Origin of the sequence: Acinetobacter sp. A47, assembly GCF_000805455.1 — a bacterium.
Classification (GTDB): domain Bacteria; phylum Pseudomonadota; class Gammaproteobacteria; order Pseudomonadales; family Moraxellaceae; genus Acinetobacter.
This window is the reverse complement of record NZ_JSUS01000071.1, coordinates 20530-37786: the sequence shown is the minus strand read 5'-3', so window position 1 is coordinate 37786 and position 17257 is coordinate 20530. Positions and strand designations below refer to the sequence as shown.

Annotated in this window: 20 protein-coding genes; 14 read left to right on the top strand and 6 right to left on the bottom strand. The window is 46.8% G+C overall.

Annotated features, from left to right (window positions below):
- Positions 1 to 64: 64 nt before the first annotated feature.
- From OC23_RS15505 to OC23_RS15495, 3 genes are all read left to right on the top strand, one after another.
- Positions 65 to 1012: a pirin family protein gene (locus tag OC23_RS15505; RefSeq protein ID WP_038345836.1), complete on the top strand. Its 948-nt coding sequence runs from the start codon at positions 65 to 67 to the stop codon at positions 1010 to 1012.
- A complete protein-coding gene (locus OC23_RS15500; RefSeq protein ID WP_038345834.1) occupies positions 1009 to 1407 on the top strand; it encodes an OsmC family protein in 399 nt (132 codons plus the stop codon). Before OC23_RS15505 ends, OC23_RS15500 begins: the two co-directional genes overlap by 4 nt.
- A gap of 97 nt (positions 1408 to 1504) precedes the next feature.
- On the top strand, positions 1505 to 2158 hold the full coding sequence (locus OC23_RS15495; RefSeq protein WP_038345833.1) for a glutathione S-transferase family protein: 654 nt from the start codon (positions 1505 to 1507) through the stop codon (positions 2156 to 2158).
- Between the two features lie 58 nt (positions 2159 to 2216).
- Here OC23_RS15495 and OC23_RS15490 read toward each other — a convergent pair whose 3' ends face one another.
- The 3 genes from OC23_RS15490 to OC23_RS15480 all read right to left on the bottom strand — a co-directional run bounded on the left by OC23_RS15490 (position 2217) and on the right by OC23_RS15480 (position 6015).
- The gene (locus tag OC23_RS15490) at positions 2217 to 2831 is read right to left on the bottom strand and encodes an SPOR domain-containing protein (protein ID WP_038345832.1); all 615 of its coding nucleotides are present in this window, start codon (positions 2829 to 2831) and stop codon (positions 2217 to 2219) included.
- A gap of 298 nt (positions 2832 to 3129) precedes the next feature.
- The gene (argS, locus tag OC23_RS15485; RefSeq protein WP_038345831.1) at positions 3130 to 4920 is read right to left on the bottom strand and encodes an arginine--tRNA ligase; all 1791 of its coding nucleotides are present in this window, start codon (positions 4918 to 4920) and stop codon (positions 3130 to 3132) included.
- 174 nt (positions 4921 to 5094) lie between these two features.
- Positions 5095 to 6015, bottom strand: a complete 921-nt coding sequence (locus OC23_RS15480) for a Dyp-type peroxidase (RefSeq protein WP_038345830.1) — start codon at positions 6013 to 6015, stop codon at positions 5095 to 5097.
- A gap of 158 nt (positions 6016 to 6173) precedes the next feature.
- Here OC23_RS15480 and OC23_RS15475 point away from each other — a divergent pair, with 158 nt between their 5' ends.
- Positions 6174 to 6800, top strand: coding sequence for a LysE family transporter (locus OC23_RS15475; protein ID WP_038345829.1), 627 nt, complete (start codon positions 6174 to 6176; stop codon positions 6798 to 6800).
- A gap of 7 nt (positions 6801 to 6807) precedes the next feature.
- Here the strand turns inward: OC23_RS15475 and znuB are convergent, their stop codons facing one another.
- Genes znuB through OC23_RS15460 form a run of 3 tightly spaced genes read right to left on the bottom strand, consistent with a single transcriptional unit; the run spans position 6808 to position 8870 of the window.
- The gene (gene znuB / locus OC23_RS15470; RefSeq protein ID WP_038345828.1) at positions 6808 to 7608 is read right to left on the bottom strand and encodes a zinc ABC transporter permease subunit ZnuB; all 801 of its coding nucleotides are present in this window, start codon (positions 7606 to 7608) and stop codon (positions 6808 to 6810) included.
- A gap of 3 nt (positions 7609 to 7611) precedes the next feature.
- Positions 7612 to 8400: a zinc ABC transporter ATP-binding protein ZnuC gene (znuC, locus tag OC23_RS15465; RefSeq protein ID WP_038345826.1), complete on the bottom strand. Its 789-nt coding sequence runs from the start codon at positions 8398 to 8400 to the stop codon at positions 7612 to 7614.
- On the bottom strand, positions 8373 to 8870 hold the full coding sequence (locus OC23_RS15460; RefSeq protein ID WP_038345824.1) for a transcriptional repressor: 498 nt from the start codon (positions 8868 to 8870) through the stop codon (positions 8373 to 8375). The genes znuC and OC23_RS15460 overlap by 28 nt, the downstream gene beginning before the upstream one ends.
- A gap of 166 nt (positions 8871 to 9036) precedes the next feature.
- Between OC23_RS15460 and OC23_RS15455 the strand changes: the two genes are divergently transcribed.
- The 10 genes from OC23_RS15455 (at position 9037) to OC23_RS15410 (ending at position 17212) form a co-directional block, all read left to right on the top strand.
- Positions 9037 to 9876, top strand: a complete 840-nt coding sequence (locus OC23_RS15455) for a metal ABC transporter solute-binding protein, Zn/Mn family (RefSeq protein WP_038345823.1) — start codon at positions 9037 to 9039, stop codon at positions 9874 to 9876.
- 170 nt (positions 9877 to 10046) lie between these two features.
- Positions 10047 to 10445: an ATP synthase subunit I gene (locus OC23_RS15450; RefSeq protein ID WP_038345822.1), complete on the top strand. Its 399-nt coding sequence runs from the start codon at positions 10047 to 10049 to the stop codon at positions 10443 to 10445.
- Positions 10446 to 10543: 98 nt separating this feature from the next.
- Positions 10544 to 11419, top strand: coding sequence for a F0F1 ATP synthase subunit A (gene atpB / locus OC23_RS15445; protein ID WP_038345821.1), 876 nt, complete (start codon positions 10544 to 10546; stop codon positions 11417 to 11419).
- An 82-nt stretch (positions 11420 to 11501) separates the two neighbouring features.
- On the top strand, positions 11502 to 11747 hold the full coding sequence (atpE, locus tag OC23_RS15440; protein WP_000424060.1) for a F0F1 ATP synthase subunit C: 246 nt from the start codon (positions 11502 to 11504) through the stop codon (positions 11745 to 11747).
- A 39-nt stretch (positions 11748 to 11786) separates the two neighbouring features.
- Positions 11787 to 12257 carry a F0F1 ATP synthase subunit B gene (locus tag OC23_RS15435; RefSeq protein WP_038345819.1) on the top strand — a complete coding sequence of 157 codons (471 nt, stop codon included), beginning with the start codon at positions 11787 to 11789 and terminating at the stop codon, positions 12255 to 12257.
- 11 nt (positions 12258 to 12268) lie between these two features.
- Positions 12269 to 12805, top strand: a complete 537-nt coding sequence (locus OC23_RS15430) for a F0F1 ATP synthase subunit delta (RefSeq protein ID WP_038345817.1) — start codon at positions 12269 to 12271, stop codon at positions 12803 to 12805.
- 42 nt (positions 12806 to 12847) lie between these two features.
- Positions 12848 to 14392 carry a F0F1 ATP synthase subunit alpha gene (atpA, locus tag OC23_RS15425; protein ID WP_038345815.1) on the top strand — a complete coding sequence of 515 codons (1545 nt, stop codon included), beginning with the start codon at positions 12848 to 12850 and terminating at the stop codon, positions 14390 to 14392.
- Between the two features lie 77 nt (positions 14393 to 14469).
- Positions 14470 to 15339: a F0F1 ATP synthase subunit gamma gene (gene atpG / locus OC23_RS15420; protein WP_038345814.1), complete on the top strand. Its 870-nt coding sequence runs from the start codon at positions 14470 to 14472 to the stop codon at positions 15337 to 15339.
- A 30-nt stretch (positions 15340 to 15369) separates the two neighbouring features.
- Complete coding sequence (atpD, locus tag OC23_RS15415; protein ID WP_004798063.1) at positions 15370 to 16764, top strand: F0F1 ATP synthase subunit beta; 1395 nt, start codon at positions 15370 to 15372, stop codon at positions 16762 to 16764.
- Positions 16765 to 16792: 28 nt separating this feature from the next.
- Positions 16793 to 17212, top strand: a complete 420-nt coding sequence (locus OC23_RS15410) for a F0F1 ATP synthase subunit epsilon (protein ID WP_004881989.1) — start codon at positions 16793 to 16795, stop codon at positions 17210 to 17212.
- The last annotated feature ends 45 nt before the right edge of the window (positions 17213 to 17257 follow it).

The following is a 17257-nucleotide window of genomic DNA, read 5'->3' as shown; positions in this document are numbered from 1 at the left end:
GGTGGTGTTGTTAAGATCATTGAAACAACGCACCACACGCTTATAGGTCAAAGAGAGCAACATCATGAGCAATAATAATGACAACGCTATTTCCGATTCAAAGGATTGTGAACAATACATTAACCAGTTTATTCAGGAATTTACCATTCGCTCGGCCGAAATCGGGCAGGGGACTGTAATCAAGCGTGCCTTGCCAAGCCGGCATAAGCGCATGGTCGGTGCCTGGTGTTTTCTGGATCATGCCGGGCCGGTCAGCTTTCCGGCAGGTGACGGACTGGATGTTGGGCCACATCCGCATATTGGTTTGCAGACATTTACCTGGATGATTGCAGGTACCATGATGCATACCGATAGTCTGGGCTCAAAACAGTTGATCCGCCCTAAACAGGTGAACCTGATGACTGCCGGTCGCGGCATTTCGCATACTGAGGTAGCGCCTGAGAGTGAAACCCAGATGCATGCGGCGCAACTCTGGATTGCCTTGCCTGATGATCAGCTCAATATCGATCCCAAGTTTGAACATTATCCAGAATTACCTGTGGTCAGTAAGGATCAGGTTGAGTTTACCGTGCTGGTCGGGGATTTTCTGCAAACCACTTCCCCGGTGCAGGTGCATACACCTCTGGTGGGCGTCGATTTAACCGCACAGGCCGATACTCGAACCCGTATTCCACTAAATCCCGAATTTGAATATGCCTTTATGGCGCTGGAAGGGACTGCGCGTGTCAACGGTCATGTGCTTACAGCCGATAACATGGTGGTGCTGGAAACCGGGCTGACCGAAATCGAGGTCGAGTTAACCCAGGGCCATCGCTTGCTGTTAATTGGCGGAGAGCCGTTTGAATCGCCAATCTTGCTGTGGTGGAACTTTGTAGGGCGGAGCATGCAAGACTTACAGCAGGCACGTGAAGACTGGGTGAATCATGCGGCACGTTTTGGCGAAATTCCTGATTATCAAGGCAAGCGTCTGGAAGCGCCGGTATTACCAGACCAGATGAGGGCCTCAAAATGAGCATTATTGCCAGCAGCAAAGTCCTGACCTTGCCTGAACCCTGGAAAGGTGAGGTAAGTAGCGGTACACATCAGTTTCTCACTGATAAACCAGAACAGTTTGGTGGGCATGATACCGGACCTGCGCCTTATGATTTGCTGGCGGCCAGTCTGGCCTCCTGTACCATGATTACCTTGCGGATGTATGCCCAGCATAAGCAGATCGATTTGGGTGAATTTACGGTTGAGGTTGATTTTCATACGAACCGGGAACAACAGGAGCATATTGAACGCCGGGTTGTGTTCCAGCAAGCTGTTACAGCAGAGTTGCAGGAAAAACTGCTCAATGTCTGTAACAAAACGCCGGTGACTAAAACTTTGTTACGTAGTTTAGACATTCACACCATGATTCTTTAAGACTAAAGTGCTATTGTGCTTGGGCAAAACATAATTCTAAGTGCAATTGTGAGAGGGATCTAAAATCGCAATTGCACATCAAAAAGCAGGCACAAAAATGATTACCTTACATTATCTACAATGCTCACGTTCATTCCGCATCTTGTGGGCATTAGAGGAACTTGGGATCGATTACCAGGTTGAGTATTATCAAAGGTTACCCAGTTATGCGGCACCCGAGAGCCTCAAGAATATTCATCCTTTAGGTAAAGCACCGATTCTGGTTGATAATGATGAGGTGATTGTCGAATCTGCTGTAATTTTAGACTATTTGCAGCAACAATATGATAGTCAGCAGACATTCAGGCCACAGACCATCAGGGATCAGCGACAGTACGCCTACTGGATGCACTATGCAGAAGGCTCCCTAATGCCATTACTGGTGATGACTTTGGTGATGAATGGTGTCAGTAAGCATGTACCGTGGCTGTTGCGTCCGGTTGCCGAAAAGATTACCAATGGTGTAAAGGCGGGGTTTGTGCGGCCACGGGTAAAAGAGCACATTCTGTATCTGGAACAGTATCTGTCAGAGCATGAGTATTTTGCTGGCGATTTCTCTTTTGCAGATATTCAGATGGCATTTCCACTGATTGCCATTCAAAACCGCTTGCATGGTAAATATCCGAATATTCAAGCCTTTGTACAACGTGTCCAGCAACGTCCTGCTTTTCAGAGAGCCGAACAGAAAAGCTTACATTCCCAGTGTGCCTGAGTTTCAAAATAAAAAAAGGAGGAATACAGTTTCCTCCTTTTTTTAATCAGATATCTGGTTATTGCTTGATCACAATCGAGTCAATACCACTATGTTGCAATGTTTGCTGGGCTGCAAGTGCAGATTCCTGACTATCGTAGGGACCAGAAAAAACCCGGTACCAGGTCTGGCCATTTTCGACACTTTTAACAACATCTGCAGAGAGGCCATTTAGGATAATTTCTGCACGACGTGCATCGGCACTGTCCGGATCAGGATAGCTGCGTACTTGTAAAATATAGGTGGTATGGGCTGGAGCGGCCGGCTGTTCGCTTGCGGTCAGGCCATTGTCTGTATTTTCAGTCGTGGTGGTTTCTGCTTTTGGCGATTCAATAATGACAACATTACCCTGACGCTTGGTTTCGGGAACTGCCTGCTCGGGAATCGGTGTGACCTGCTGTTGAGGTAGCAGATCATAGAAACGGTAGTCCTTATTGGTGTTTTCTTCCTGATAGTGTTCTGATGTCACCTGATTTTTGGCAGGAACCGGTTGCCATGGCTGCCACAGCATCAGCATCACGACTGCACATAGGATCGCAAGAATAGCCACAAGCATTCCCAGCCACTTTGGAATGAGCGGTTTTTTAGGCTTGTTTGGTCGTTCAGATACACCACGTTGCGTTTTTCCAAACACCGGAAATTCCTCTTGATCCTATTGGTTTATTTGTAACTTGAATCTACTTAAAAACAAAGCATTATCTTTAAAAAATAATGCCTTGTTTACCATATTGTTTAACAATGATGGACTAAGTTTACATGCTTTTAAGCTTTGCTGATGACATCCTTACTGCGAGCACATCGGCCATATAGGGCACAAGGTCTTGCATCATGAGCAGCAACGCTGCGTAAGAGTGTTACTTTGCTATTTACATCTTTACTGCGAGCATAGCTCTTGTCTTGCGACCATGTGTGAAGCTATCGCTTCACTTGTATTACATGGTCTCAGGTGCAGATACACCGAGCAATTCCAGGCCATTGCGCAATACCTGACGTACATTGACTGAAAGTAACAGGCGTGCTTGCGAAAGAGCAACATCATCACCTAAAACTTTGTGTTCATTATACCAAGCATGGAACAGGGCAGCCAATTCTTTGAGATAGTTACCGATCTGGTGCGGTTCATAGGCATTTGCTGCACGTACCAGAATATCCGGATAAGCAGCCAGCTTGGCCAGGATCTCGGTTTCAGCATCCAGTTCTAAACGGTTGGCATGTTCACGTGCCGCAACCGGATCTAAATTGATGCCTGTTGTTGCCGCTTTTTCAAGCATACGGCAAATACGTGCATGCGCATACTGGATGTAATACACGGCATTGTCTTTACTTTGTGACACTGCAAGATCGAGGTCAAAGTCGATGTGCTGTTCAGATTTACGCATTACATAGTAGAAACGCGCGGCATCATTCCCTACTTCTTTACGCAAGTCACGTAAAGTCACGAACTGGCCTGAACGGGATGACATCTGTACCATCTCACCACCGCGCCACAGGCTGACGAACTGAACTAACAGTACAGTCAGTTTCTTCGAGTCATAACCCAGGGCATCAATCGCTGCTTTCACGCGCGAGATATAACCGTGGTGGTCAGAACCCCAGATATCAATCAGGTCAGTATAGCCACGTTGTAATTTATTCAGGTGATAAGCGATGTCAGAGGCGAAGTATGTGGTTTGACCATTACGACGTTTGACCACACGGTCTTTTTCATCACCAAATGCGGTTGATTTAAACCAGATATTGCCGTCTTTCTCATACAGGTAACCACGTTGATCAAGTGTCTCAAGCGCTTCATCAATCTTGTCGGTCAATGAGTCTTCGCTGAACCATTTGTCGAAGGTTACGCCGAAATCGGCAAGGTCATCCTTGATATCATCCAGAATGGCATGTAGTGCTGCCTGATGGAACACACGGTAGTCTGCACCCAGATGCTGCTGTGAATTTGCGATCAGGCCATCGATATGTTTTTCTTTGTCACCTGAAAGCACAACCTTGTTGCCTTCAGCATCAAGTTCCTCGGCATATTGCACGTCTTCTGGCACATCTTTGTAGATGTCTGCTACAGCACGGACATGTGCATTGCCATCTTTATCAATAATTTCCTGAGCGATTTCTTTAACGTAATCGCCCTGATATGCATTTTTCGGGAAGACCAGTGTTTGCCCGGTCAGCTCTAAATAACGTAAATAGGTTGAAGTCGCCAGAATGTCCATCTGACGGCCGGCATCATTGACATAGTATTCACGATCAACCGTTGCACCTGTGGCTTCTAATAAGTTGGCAACGGTCATGCCGTAGGCTGCGCCACGACCATGCCCGACATGCAGGCTAGAGGTCGGGTTGGCCGAAACAAACTCGACCTGGATTTTTTTAGCTGCGTTGGCCTGGCTACGGCCAAACTGATTTTTCTGTGCCTGAATCTGGTCGAGAACGGCATAGCGCTGGTCGGCATTTAAGAAAAAGTTAATAAAGCCCGGACCCGCGATTTCTGCCTTGCTGATATCGGCTACCGCTGGAAGTGCAGCCAGGATTTTTTCAGCCAGATCACGTGGTTTCAGACCGGCAGCTTTAGCGCCGATCATGGCGATATTGGAAGCAAAGTCTCCGTGACTTCGGTCTTTGGTACGGGTTAAATGGCTCGTGTTGGTCCAATCTGAAGGAAGTACACCTTGCTGTTGCAGGGTTTGTACCGCATGATCAAGAGCTGTTTGTATTGCCGTATTCATAGTTACCGAAAATAAATGTCGCGGAAAAACGTCAAATATAGCAAATTTTCAAGGCAGAAGGGGAGTGGGATTTTGCCGGAATTAACATATTCCCATAAATCTTTTTCCAGTTGATGCGATTATGGGTATTATCTGGACGCTATATTATTGATTAATATAGCATCTCTGTTTGTTTTAATGTTCCAGAAGCTGTTCCAGCAACTCGTCACTTGGCGCAAAATAATAAGCACCGTCGATTGCAGTGGTAAAATGCAGCAGGCGATCATGAATGCCGTCGCCAGCAGTACCAAACATGCGCTTCAGCATTTCATCAATAATGCTTAAATTGTTGGTATAAGCCACAAAGAACAGACCCTGTTCTCCCTTGCCATCCCCATAAGGCAGGCTATGGCGCAAGATTTCCATTTCTTCGCCCGCTTCATCTTCAACTACGGTACGTGCCACATGGGAGTTGGCAGGTTTGACATCATCATCAAGTTCAATGGATTCGAGCTTGGTACGGCCAAATACGTGTTCCTGTGCATCGACTTTCAGCTGTCGCCATTTGGCTAGGTCATGGGTATAGCGCTGGGCAAAAATAAAGCTGCCATCTGCAAAGGTACCTGCTGCTTCAGGCAGTAACGCTGCCTCGGCGCGATCATCCGGAAATTGCGGGTTCTCTGTGCCATCGATAAAGCCGGTCATGTCGCGACCGTCAAAGAAACGGAAGCAGGCGCGCTCATCCAGTACCTCGACCTTGTCCTGAATGCCGGTAAAGAAAGCCTGGCTGATTGCAAAACAGATATCGGCACGGGCGCTGGCAATATGGATGAAGACATCTGCTGGCACCACTGGCATGTTAAATGCCCCGTTTTGAGGATCAAGTTGTTTAAAGCCTTCGGGTGTCTGTGGATACAGCTTTGCCCAAAGCTCAGGGCCAAAAGCGATCGCGGTTTTAATCTGGTCGTTTGGGTGTTGGGTAATGAGGCGATCACGTGTGGTTAGCAGGGCCTCGATCTGTTGTTTTAATTCGGCAATGGTTAGGTCTTTTAAGCGTAAAACAATAAAGCGTGCATGATCAGAAGGTAACGGAAGAATGACAGATTGCGCAGTCATTAAAATCTCCTTAGTTTTTTTAAGGGATAAAAAAGCCTCATTGTGCCTGATGTTGTTGAAGCTGAGTAGCGTATTTGTGAAATTTTATTGCCTAAAAGATCAGCATCATAGCGGGCTAAAACAGTATAATTCAGCTTTTATTTTATGATGCTGCGGTCATGTCTGTGCAGGTTTGGTTTGCCTTTATGTTGGCTTGCTGGGTGATTAGTATTTCTCCCGGCGCTGGTGCAATTGCTTCAATGTCGAGCGGGCTTAACTATGGTTTCCGGCATGGCTACTGGAATGCCATTGGCTTGCAGGTGGCATTGGGGATTCAGTTCTTGATTGTCGCTGCCGGGGTCGGGGTGCTGTTTGCAACCACGCCATGGGCTTTTCAGGTGGTGAAATGGTTTGGGGTGATCTATCTGCTATATCTGGCCTATGTACAGTGGCAAGCCCCGGTTGAGTCGATCCAGATCCGGCAGGAACACAAGGATAAATCCGCCTTCGCTTTGGTATTGAAAGGCTTTGTGGTGAACATGAGTAATCCCAAAGCGATTGTATTTTTGCTGGCGGTGTTGCCGCAGTTTCTGGATTTAAGCCGGCCGCAATGGCTGCAATATCTGATCATGGCGATCACCATGATCATGATTGACCTGATTGTGATGGCCGGTTATACGGGGCTGGCATCGAAAGTATTAAGGTTGCTACGTTCACCTAGGCAGCAAAAATATCTGAACCGCGCTTTTGCAGTGATGTTTGGCTGTGCCGCCCTGTTATTGAGTGTGATCCAGCGCTCAGCTTAAATGCCGATCAGGACAGCTGCTTTAATTTCTGGGCGATAAAAATTGTGGCAAAACACAGCGCCATGCACAGCACAATGCTTAAGCCTGTCGAAATATTCAGGGCTGCGCTTGACCACAGGCCTACGGTCACACCGAGTTGGGCCAGTATAAATGCCCAGATCACCATCTGCTTGGGAGAATGGGCCAGCAGGCGAGCACTTAGCGCAGGAATCACCAGCAGGGCTCCCATCAGCAGGGAACCGACTGCACGGAGCGCCAGTACCGTAAATAAAGCCAGTAACAACATGAAAATCAGACGTTGCCAGTTAGCACTGATCCCTTCACTCATGGCAATATCCGGATCAATGGCCATCTGGATCTGTGCTGACCAGGCACGGTACAGGACGGCCAGTGCCGCTACAATCACCACGGCAAATACGGGCAGGTCTGCCCATTCGATACTGAGCAGATCGCCAAATAAATAGCTCAGTAATTCAGGGCGCAAGCTCGGTACCTGCTGGATTAACAGCAGCCCGGAGCAGAGCAGGGTAGCAGAGCTCAAGGCAAGCAGGGCATCATTGGGTAGGCGGGAGTCATGCAGCACCCATAAAATCGCAACCAATAAGCCTGCAAGAAAAGCCACGCCTAGCCATAGCGGTAAATGCAGGATACCTGCGATTGCCACCCCGAGCAGGGTGCCATGGGCCATGGTATCGGCAAAAAAAGACATCCTGCGCCAGAGCATCAGGCAGCCGAGTGGTGCCGTCAGGAAAACCAGCAGGGTCCCCATGATCCAGGCAGGTAAGAGGAGTTGTAACCATTCCATCATGGCTTAGACCTTCGGCTCCGGGTGAATATGAGGGCGTGGATCATGTGAGCAGGGCTCGGCATGGTCGCTGTGTCCGCAATGATTATGATGATGCTGGTAGAACATCCGTTGTGTACCAAAAATAGCCTGATATTCGGGGTGTTGCTGAATACTTTCAGGCAGGCCGCTGCAACAGATATGCCTGTTCAGGCAGACTACGCGATGCGTACCTTGCATGACCCACTGCAAGTCATGCGATACCATGAGCACGGCACAGCCATAGCGTTCTGGCAGGCTGCGTACATATTCATAAAGTTCTGCTTCGGACTGGATATCCAGACCTTGCATCGGTTCATCCAGTACAAGAATGTCAGGCTGGCGCATTAAGGCCCGGGCCAGTAAAACCCGTTGCCGCTCCCCACCTGACAGTTGCTGTACCTTGGAAAGCTGTAATTTCTGGATGCCGGTGTCCCGGATAATCTCGGCCCGCAGACCTGCTTCACAAGCCTCCAGTTCAAGTAAGTCCTGGACACGTAGCGGCAGGCTGGCTGACGGGTTGAACTTTTGTGGCACATAGGCCATTTTTAATTTTTTCGAGAAGCGGACCTGGCCTGCATTGGGTGACATGATGCCCAGTAGCACTTTAATTAAGGTTGACTTGCCGGCGCCGTTGGGGCCAATTAATGTCACAATCTCTTTTGCCTGCAGGGCAAAATCGACATTTCTCAAAATATCCCGTTCATCACGCCGGACAGAGATATTCTCCAGTTGAATAAGCGGAGTGCTTACTGACGTGTGCTGCACTGATGACATTTTCCAGAAATTTCAATAATGCTGTGCTGGGCAGCAAACTGATCCGAAGCGGCAAGCTGGTCAAGTTGCTGGATCAGGCCCTGTGCCGAGGCCTCTTTGACCGAATGACATTCGGTGCAAATCAGGAAGGCAGCCTGATGCCCTTCGCGCGGGTGACAGCAGGGAATATAGGCATTAATAGAAGTTAAACGGTGAATGAGACCTTTTTCCAGTAAAAAGTCCAGAGTCCGGTAAACTGTAGGCGGGGCAGCCGGACGGTCAGCCTGGCCCTTTATTTTGGCCAGTAAATCATAGGCACCCATCGGTGCAGATGAGTTAAGAATGAGTTCAAGGACTTCTTTACGCAAAGGTGTCAGGCGAGCGCCTACCGCAGTGCATAAGATTTCTGCTTCGGCAAGTCGGGCTTTGATATCGTGATGACCGTGAACACCGTGTAAAGCATTGTCATGTTCGTGTGAACAAGAACTCATAGGTTGACCTCATTGTTTTGCCTCCTATCATACCATGCAATTCATCTGAACAAGCGATCTAACTGCGACTGACCGGTGAGTAGGGGATGAATCTGCAAAATAGACATAGGCATTTTTTAACTTTTGTTATATTATAACATGCTTCGCCCGATTGAGTAATGCAAAGATGTCCCGCCTAATTGTTCTTGTCTTGTTTTCAATGTTAAGCACATGGGGCTGGACACAAAGTCTGGTGGTTTCAACGCACCCGATTTACCTGATTGCCAAAGAGGTCACGCAAGGGGTAGAGGAGCCTGTGCTGTTGCTGGGCGATCAGAGCGGACACGATGTTCAGCTGACCCCGGCACACCGTAAGGCCATTCAGGATGCCTCCTTGGTGTTATGGCTGGGTAAAGCCCATGAAGCACCATTGGAAAAGCTGCTGCATCAAAACCGTAAAGCGATTGCACTGCTGGATTCGGGCATTCTGACCATATTGCCGCAACGTAATCTGCGTGGCGCATCACTGGCAAACACGGTAGACAGCCATGTCTGGCTGGAACCCAATAATGCGGTACGTATTGCTTTCTTTATTGCCACCTTGCGTTCACAGCAATATCCTGAAAATAAAGCCCGATATCTGGCCAATGCCAAAGCTTTCTCACAGCAGATGCTACAGGCTTCACAACAATATGAAAGCTCGAGCAAGGCAAAAGCCTACTGGTCATACCATGATGCCTACCAGTATCTGGAAAGAGCCCTGAACCTGAAATTTGCCGGTGCGCTGACCGATGATCCGCACATTGCCCCAACGGCAGCCCAGATTAAGTATTTAAGAGATAACCGCCCGCAGGCTAAAATGTGCTTATTGGCCGAAACGACAGCGAGCGCCAATCAATATCAAAAAATGAACCTGGTAGTTTTCCAGTCTGTGGATGAAAGCATGCGCGGGGAAGACGATTTTGTAACAGCCTGGAAAAAATTGGCTTCAAAAACCGATAAATGCGTAATAAGTGCACAAAATTGATGAAAAAAATAAAAATCAATTGACTCTATCGTCAGAAAATATGGTAACGAAAAAACCAGACTTAAGTCGAGAAAAGATTGCATGTTCAGGGGTGTAACTCTATAATGCCTGCGATTCGAAACGATCATGATTAAAACTTGTCAAGCAGTTATACTGTAAGTGGATAAAAAATGAGCCAAACTAGTCGCATGATTGACCGACGATTAGCAAAAGCTTTGGTCTTCTTACAGGCGTGTATGATTCCTGTCGCCGCTTTGCTGGCATGGGCAATAAAGGATACAACTGCTGCTTTGAGTGCTGCGCTTGGGGCTCTGGTATGTTGGTTGGCACACTGTTATTTTGCTTGGCAGTCGTTTAGAACGGCAGGCGCAAGAGCATCAAAACAAGTCATGCTGAATATGTACCGAGGGATGCTCGGTAAGTTTGCGATTGTGATTGTGGGTTTTATATTAATTTTAAGCAATGTTAAGCCGCTGTCACCGGTTGCATTGTTTTGTGGATTTATTCTCGTACAGGCAATGTCTTGGGTCGCGCCATTTTGGGTGGCACGTCTACAAAAACGGGTATAAGGCACATTTTAAGATTTTTGGAAGTGAAAACGGAATTTTGCAGTACGCATGATTCGTTTTTCTTCTTTTTAATGATTGACATTGACCAGGTGTGATTTATGGCTGCTGAAGAACATGCCCTGACTTCGACCGAGTATATCAAGCATCACTTGACCAATATGACCTATGGCAAAATGCCTGACGGTACATGGAAATTGGCTGAGACTGCTGAAGAAGCTCAATCGATGGGGTTCACTGCAATTCACTTGGATTCAATGGGTTGGTCTATCGGACTTGGTGTTATTTTCTGTCTGTTGTTCTGGATTGTTGCAAAAGCTGCTAACGCGGGTGTACCAACAAAGTTCCAGTCAGCAATTGAAATGATTATCGAGTTTGTTGACTCAAGTGTTCGTGATACTTTCCACGGCAAATCACGCTTAATTGCGCCATTGGCATTAACCATTTTCGTGTGGATTTTCCTCATGAACTTAATGGACTTAATCCCGGTTGACTGGGTTCCTTACCTGGCTCAGCAAATTGGTGCAAGTGTGTTTGGCATGGACCCTCACCACGTGTATTTCAAGATCGTTCCATCTACTGACCCTAACATTACTTTAGGTATGTCTTTGTCAGTATTTGCCTTGATCCTGTTCTACAGTATCCGTGAGAAAGGGATCGGCGGTTTCGTCGGTGAGCTGGCACTTAACCCATTCAACCCAAGTAACAAATTTGCAAAAGCGTTATTGATTCCAGTGAACTTAGTTCTGGAGTTGGTAACTTTCCTTGCTCGTCCAGTTTCGTTGGCTCTACGACTGTTCGGTAACATGTATGCGGGTGAGTTGATCTTCATCTTGATCGCATTATTGCCGTTCTGGATCCAGTGGGCGTTATCTGTGCCTTGGGCTATCTTCCACATTCTCGTAATCACGCTGCAAGCATTTATCTTTATGATGCTGACCATCGTTTACTTGAGCATGGCAAGCGAAAAGCATTAATGGTATTGCCTGACTGTCACCTGACGGTTGGGCTTAAATTTTAGTTTAATTTGGTAATAACCTAACCTCTGAGGAATTTTTCATGGAACTCACTTTAGGTCTAGTTGCAATTGCATCTGCTATCTTGATCGCTTTCGGTGCTTTAGGTACTGCGATTGGTTTCGGTCTTTTAGGTGGTCGCTTCTTAGAAGCTGTTGCTCGTCAACCAGAATTGGCTCCACAACTTCAAACTCGTATGTTCTTAATCGCGGGTCTTCTTGATGCTGTGCCTATGATCGGTGTTGGTATTGGCTTGTTCTTCATCTTCGCTAATCCATTTGTAGGTTAATAGCTTAATTCCTAAATCCACATATTGAGGAATAGCGAAATGAATATCAACCTCACATTGATTGGCCAGGCGATTGCATTTGCGTTCTTTGTCGCATTCTGCATGAAGTTTGTCTGGCCACCACTAATCAATGCGATTAGTGAGCGTCAGCGTAAAATCGCTGATGGCTTAAATGCTGCTGAAAAAGCAAAAGCTGACCTTGCTGATGCGCAAGCACAAGTGAAGGCAGAGTTAGACGCAGCAAAAGCACAAGCGGCTCAATTGATCGAACAAGCGAACCGTCGTGCAGCACAATTGATCGAAGAAGCGCGTACCCAGGCATCTGCTGAAGGTGAGCGTATCCGTCAACAGGCGAAAGAAGCCGTTGATCAGGACATCAATTCTGCTCGCGAAGAATTACGTCAACAAGTTGCTGCTTTGGCAGTTGCTGGCGCAGAAAAAATTCTGAACCAACAAGTTGACGCAGAAGCTCATAATGCCATGCTGAATCAGCTGGCTGCTAAACTTTAAGCGAGGCGAATATGGCTGAACTCTTGACGTTAGCACGCCCGTACGCCAAAGCAGCATTTGCTTATGCATCTGAGCAGAATGCAACTGACGCTTGGTCAAATGCGTTACAACTGCTCGGTGCTGCGGTGCAAGACGAAGCATTTTCCGCTTATTTAAATCGCCCTGAGCTGACTCCTGCGGAACAAGTAGGTCTTTTTGCAAAGGTTTTAGGTGAAGATCAGTCTCAATCAGTGTCTAACTTCCTGACATTGCTTGCCGATAACGATCGGTTGGTTTTATTGCCTGAAATCGCAGCAGAATACGAATTACTTAAATCGCAGAACAACAACTCATTGGAAGTAGAGATTGAATCTGCTTTCCCAATGGATGCGACACAAGAGCACATTTTGGCTCATGCGCTTGAGAAACGTTTTAACAGAACAGTTCATGTCACTGTTAACGTTAATCCGGCGTTGATCGCAGGTGTTGTGATTCGTGCAGGCGACCAAGTGATAGATGACTCTGCGCTTAACAAGCTTGAAAAAATGCGGACTCGTCTTCTTGCCTAACAGCAAAAAGACTGAACTTAAAAAAGATTGAGGAATAGCGCAATGCAACAACTGAATCCATCCGAGATCAGTGCGCTCATTAAACAGCGTATCGGCGATCTGGACACCAGCGCGACCGCTAAGAATGAAGGTACCATCGTCATGGTATCTGACGGTATCGTGCGTATTCACGGTCTTGCGGATGCAATGTACGGTGAAATGATCGAATTCGACGGCGGCTTATTTGGTATGGCACTGAACCTAGAACAGGATTCAGTGGGTGCCGTTGTTTTAGGTAACTACCTAAGCCTTCAAGAAGGTCAAAAAGCTCGTTGTACAGGTCGTGTATTAGAAGTTCCGGTTGGTCCTGAGCTTCTTGGCCGTGTCGTAGACGCTTTGGGTAACCCGATTGATGGTAAAGGCCCTATTGATGCAAAACTGACTGATGCTGTTGAAAAAGTAGCACCAGGTGTAATTTGGCGTCAATCAGTCGACGAACCTGTTCAAACTGGTTATAAATCAGTTGATACCATGATCCCTGTAGGTCGTGGTCAGCGTGAGTTGATCATTGGTGACCGTCAAACTGGTAAAACAGCAATGGCGATCGATGCGATCATCGCTCAGAAAAACTCTGGCATTAAATGTGTCTACGTTGCGATTGGTCAAAAACAGTCAACAATTGCAAACGTGGTACGCAAGCTGGAAGAAACTGGCGCTATGGCGTATACCACTGTTGTCGCAGCTGCGGCGGCTGATCCTGCAGCAATGCAGTATCTGGCTCCATATGCTGGCTGTACAATGGGTGAGTACTTCCGTGACCGCGGTGAAGATGCGTTAATCATTTATGATGATTTGTCTAAGCAAGCTGTTGCTTACCGTCAAATTTCATTGCTTTTACGCCGTCCACCAGGTCGTGAAGCGTATCCAGGTGACGTATTCTATCTTCACTCTCGTCTACTTGAACGTGCTTCTCGCGTTTCAGCTGACTATGTTGAGAAATTCACGAATGGTGAAGTTAAAGGCCAGACCGGTTCTTTAACTGCATTACCAATCATTGAAACTCAAGCGGGTGACGTATCTGCATTCGTACCAACCAACGTAATTTCGATTACTGACGGTCAGATCTTCTTGGAAACATCATTATTCAACGCAGGTATCCGTCCTGCTGTGAACGCGGGTATCTCGGTATCTCGTGTTGGTGGTTCTGCACAAACCAAGATCATCAAGAAATTGTCTGGTGGTATCCGTACCGCTCTGGCGCAATACCGTGAATTGGCTGCGTTTGCTCAGTTCGCTTCTGATCTTGACGAAGCAACGCGTAAGCAACTTGAGCATGGTCAACGTGTAACTGAGTTAATGAAGCAAAAACAATATGCTCCTTACTCAATTGCTGACCAGGCCGTTTCTGTATATGCATCTAACGAAGGCTATATGGCTGACGTAGAAGTGAAGAAAATCGTAGACTTTGATACTGCGTTAATCTCTTACTTCCGTTCTGAATATCCTGCGTTAATGCAACAGATCGATGAAACTGGTGATTACAACAAAGACATCGAAGCAGCAATCAAATCAGGTATTGAGAGCTTCAAAGCGACTCAAACTTACTAAGTTTATCTTTAGTTAAGTTTGGTTCACGGATCAACCTTCGGAAGCTCGAAAGAGCTTTCGATTACTAGGTTAAGCGTATGGCAAATTTAAAAGAAATTCGCGCCAAAGTAGCTAGTATCAAGAGCACGCAAAAGATTACTCGCGCGATGCAAATGGTCGCTGCTTCGAAAATGCGTCGTGCGCAAGAGCGCATGGCTCAGGGCCGTCCGTATGCCGATAATATGCGCCGTGTAATTGCTCACTTGGTACAGGCAAACCCTGAATACAAACACCGTTATATGGTTGACCGCCCAGTTAAGCGTGTTGGCTATATCGTTGTATCTTCAGATCGTGGTTTGGCAGGTGGCTTGAACATTAACTTGTTCAAGAAAGTTGTGCAGCATGTCAAAGCACAGCAAGAGCAGTCAATTGAAGTTGAATTTGCTTTGATTGGTCAAAAAGCGGTTTCGTTTTTTAAGAATTACGGCGGTAAAGTGCTTGGTGCAACCACCCAACTTGGCGATGCGCCGAGTTTGGAACAGTTAACTGGCTCAGTACAGGTTATGCTTGATGCATTTGATAAAGGCGAACTGGATCGTATCTATCTCGTATCAAATGGTTTCGTCAATGCAATGACCCAGCAGCCTAAAGTAGAACAACTTGTTCCTTTAGCACCGGCAGAAGAAGGCGATGACCTCAACCGTACTTATGGTTGGGATTATATCTACGAACCAGAAGCAGAAGAATTGTTAAATGGTTTGTTGGTTCGCTATATCGAGTCTATGGTTTATCAAGGTGTGATTGAAAACGTTGCATGTGAGCAGTCAGCTCGTATGGTCGCGATGAAAGCAGCGACAGACAACGCAGGACAACTGATTAAAGACCTACAGCTCATTTACAACAAGCTGCGTCAAGCCGCGATTACTCAGGAAATTTCCGAGATCGTTGGCGGTGCCGCTGCCGTTTAACATTATTAAGTTTGAATTGAGGAGACAGCAATGAGTAGCGGTCGTATCATTCAGATCATCGGCGCGGTAATCGACGTCGAGTTTGAGCGCAATAGCGTTCCTAAGATCTATGACGCTCTCCAAGTTGACGGTACTGAAACTACTTTAGAAGTTCAGCAACAGCTTGGCGATGGTGTTGTTCGTACCATCGCAATGGGTTCTACAGAAGGTCTTAAACGTGGCCTGAACGTAACCAGCACAAATGCACCGATTTCTGTGCCAGTAGGTCCAGCGACACTTGGTCGTATCATGGACGTATTGGGTCGCCCGATTGATGAAGCAGGTCCTGTAGCGACTGAAGAGCGTTTGCCGATTCACCGTCAAGCCCCTTCTTATGCTGAACAAGCGGCTTCTACCGATCTATTAGAAACAGGTATTAAAGTCATCGACTTGCTTTGCCCGTTTGCGAAAGGTGGTAAAGTTGGTCTGTTCGGTGGTGCCGGTGTTGGTAAAACCGTTAACATGATGGAGTTGATCAACAACATCGCAAAAGCTCACTCAGGTTTATCTGTGTTTGCTGGTGTTGGTGAGCGTACTCGTGAAGGTAACGACTTCTATCACGAAATGAAAGATTCTAACGTTCTTGACAAAGTAGCAATGGTCTACGGTCAGATGAACGAGCCACCAGGTAACCGTTTACGTGTAGCGTTAACCGGTTTGACCATGGCTGAATACTTCCGTGATGAAAAAGACGAAAACGGTAAAGGTCGTGACGTATTGTTATTCGTCGACAACATTTACCGTTATACACTTGCAGGTACTGAAGTATCAGCATTGTTAGGTCGTATGCCATCTGCAGTAGGTTACCAGCCGACACTTGCAGAGGAAATGGGTGTTCTTCAAGAGCGTATTACATCGACTAAATCTGGTTCGATCACCTCGATCCAGGCGGTATACGTACCTGCCGATGACTTGACGGATCCATCACCTGCAACAACGTTTGCTCACTTGGATGCAACAGTTGTATTGAGCCGTGACATCGCATCTTCTGGTATTTACCCGGCGATCGATCCACTTGACTCGACTTCACGTCAGTTAGACCCACTGGTTGTTGGTCAAGAGCACTATGAAATTGCACGTTCTGTACAGAACGTATTGCAACGTTATAAAGAGCTTAAAGACATTATCGCAATCTTGGGTATGGACGAGTTAGCAGAAGAAGATAAACTGGTTGTTTACCGTGCGCGTAAAATCCAGCGTTTCTTCTCTCAACCGTTCCATGTTGCTGAAGTCTTTACTGGTGCACCTGGTAAATTAGTCCCACTTAAAGAAACGATTCGTGGCTTTAAAGGTCTATTAGCTGGTGAATACGATCACATTCCAGAACAAGCGTTCTATATGGTTGGTGGTATTGACGAAGTGATTGCTAAAGCCGAGAAACTTTAATTAGCAACTCTAATTTAAGGAGATTCTCATGGCGACGATGCAATGTGATGTTGTAAGTGTGAAAGAGTCGATTTACTCTGGACAAGTTACAATGTTAATCGCAAAAGGTGCGGGCGGTGAGCTGGGTATTTTACCTGGCCATGCGCCACTCGTGACTTTGCTCCAACCGGGCCCGATTCGTGTTCAGTTGGAAAATGGTACAGAAGAAATCGTTTATGTATCAGGCGGTGTGTTAGAAGTTCAACCTCACGTTGTGACCGTGCTTGCAGATACTGCAATCCGCGCTGACAACCTTGATGAAGCAGCAATTCTGGAAGCCCGTAAACAGGCTGAACAGTTGCTTGCCAATCAAAAGAGTGATCTGGATTCTGCTGCTGCACTTGCTTCGCTTGCAGAGACTGCAGCTCAGCTTGAAACGATTCGTAAAATCAAGAACCGCGCTCTTTAAATATTGCAGGTTCGAGATTGAAAAAAGCCACCGTCAGGTGGCTTT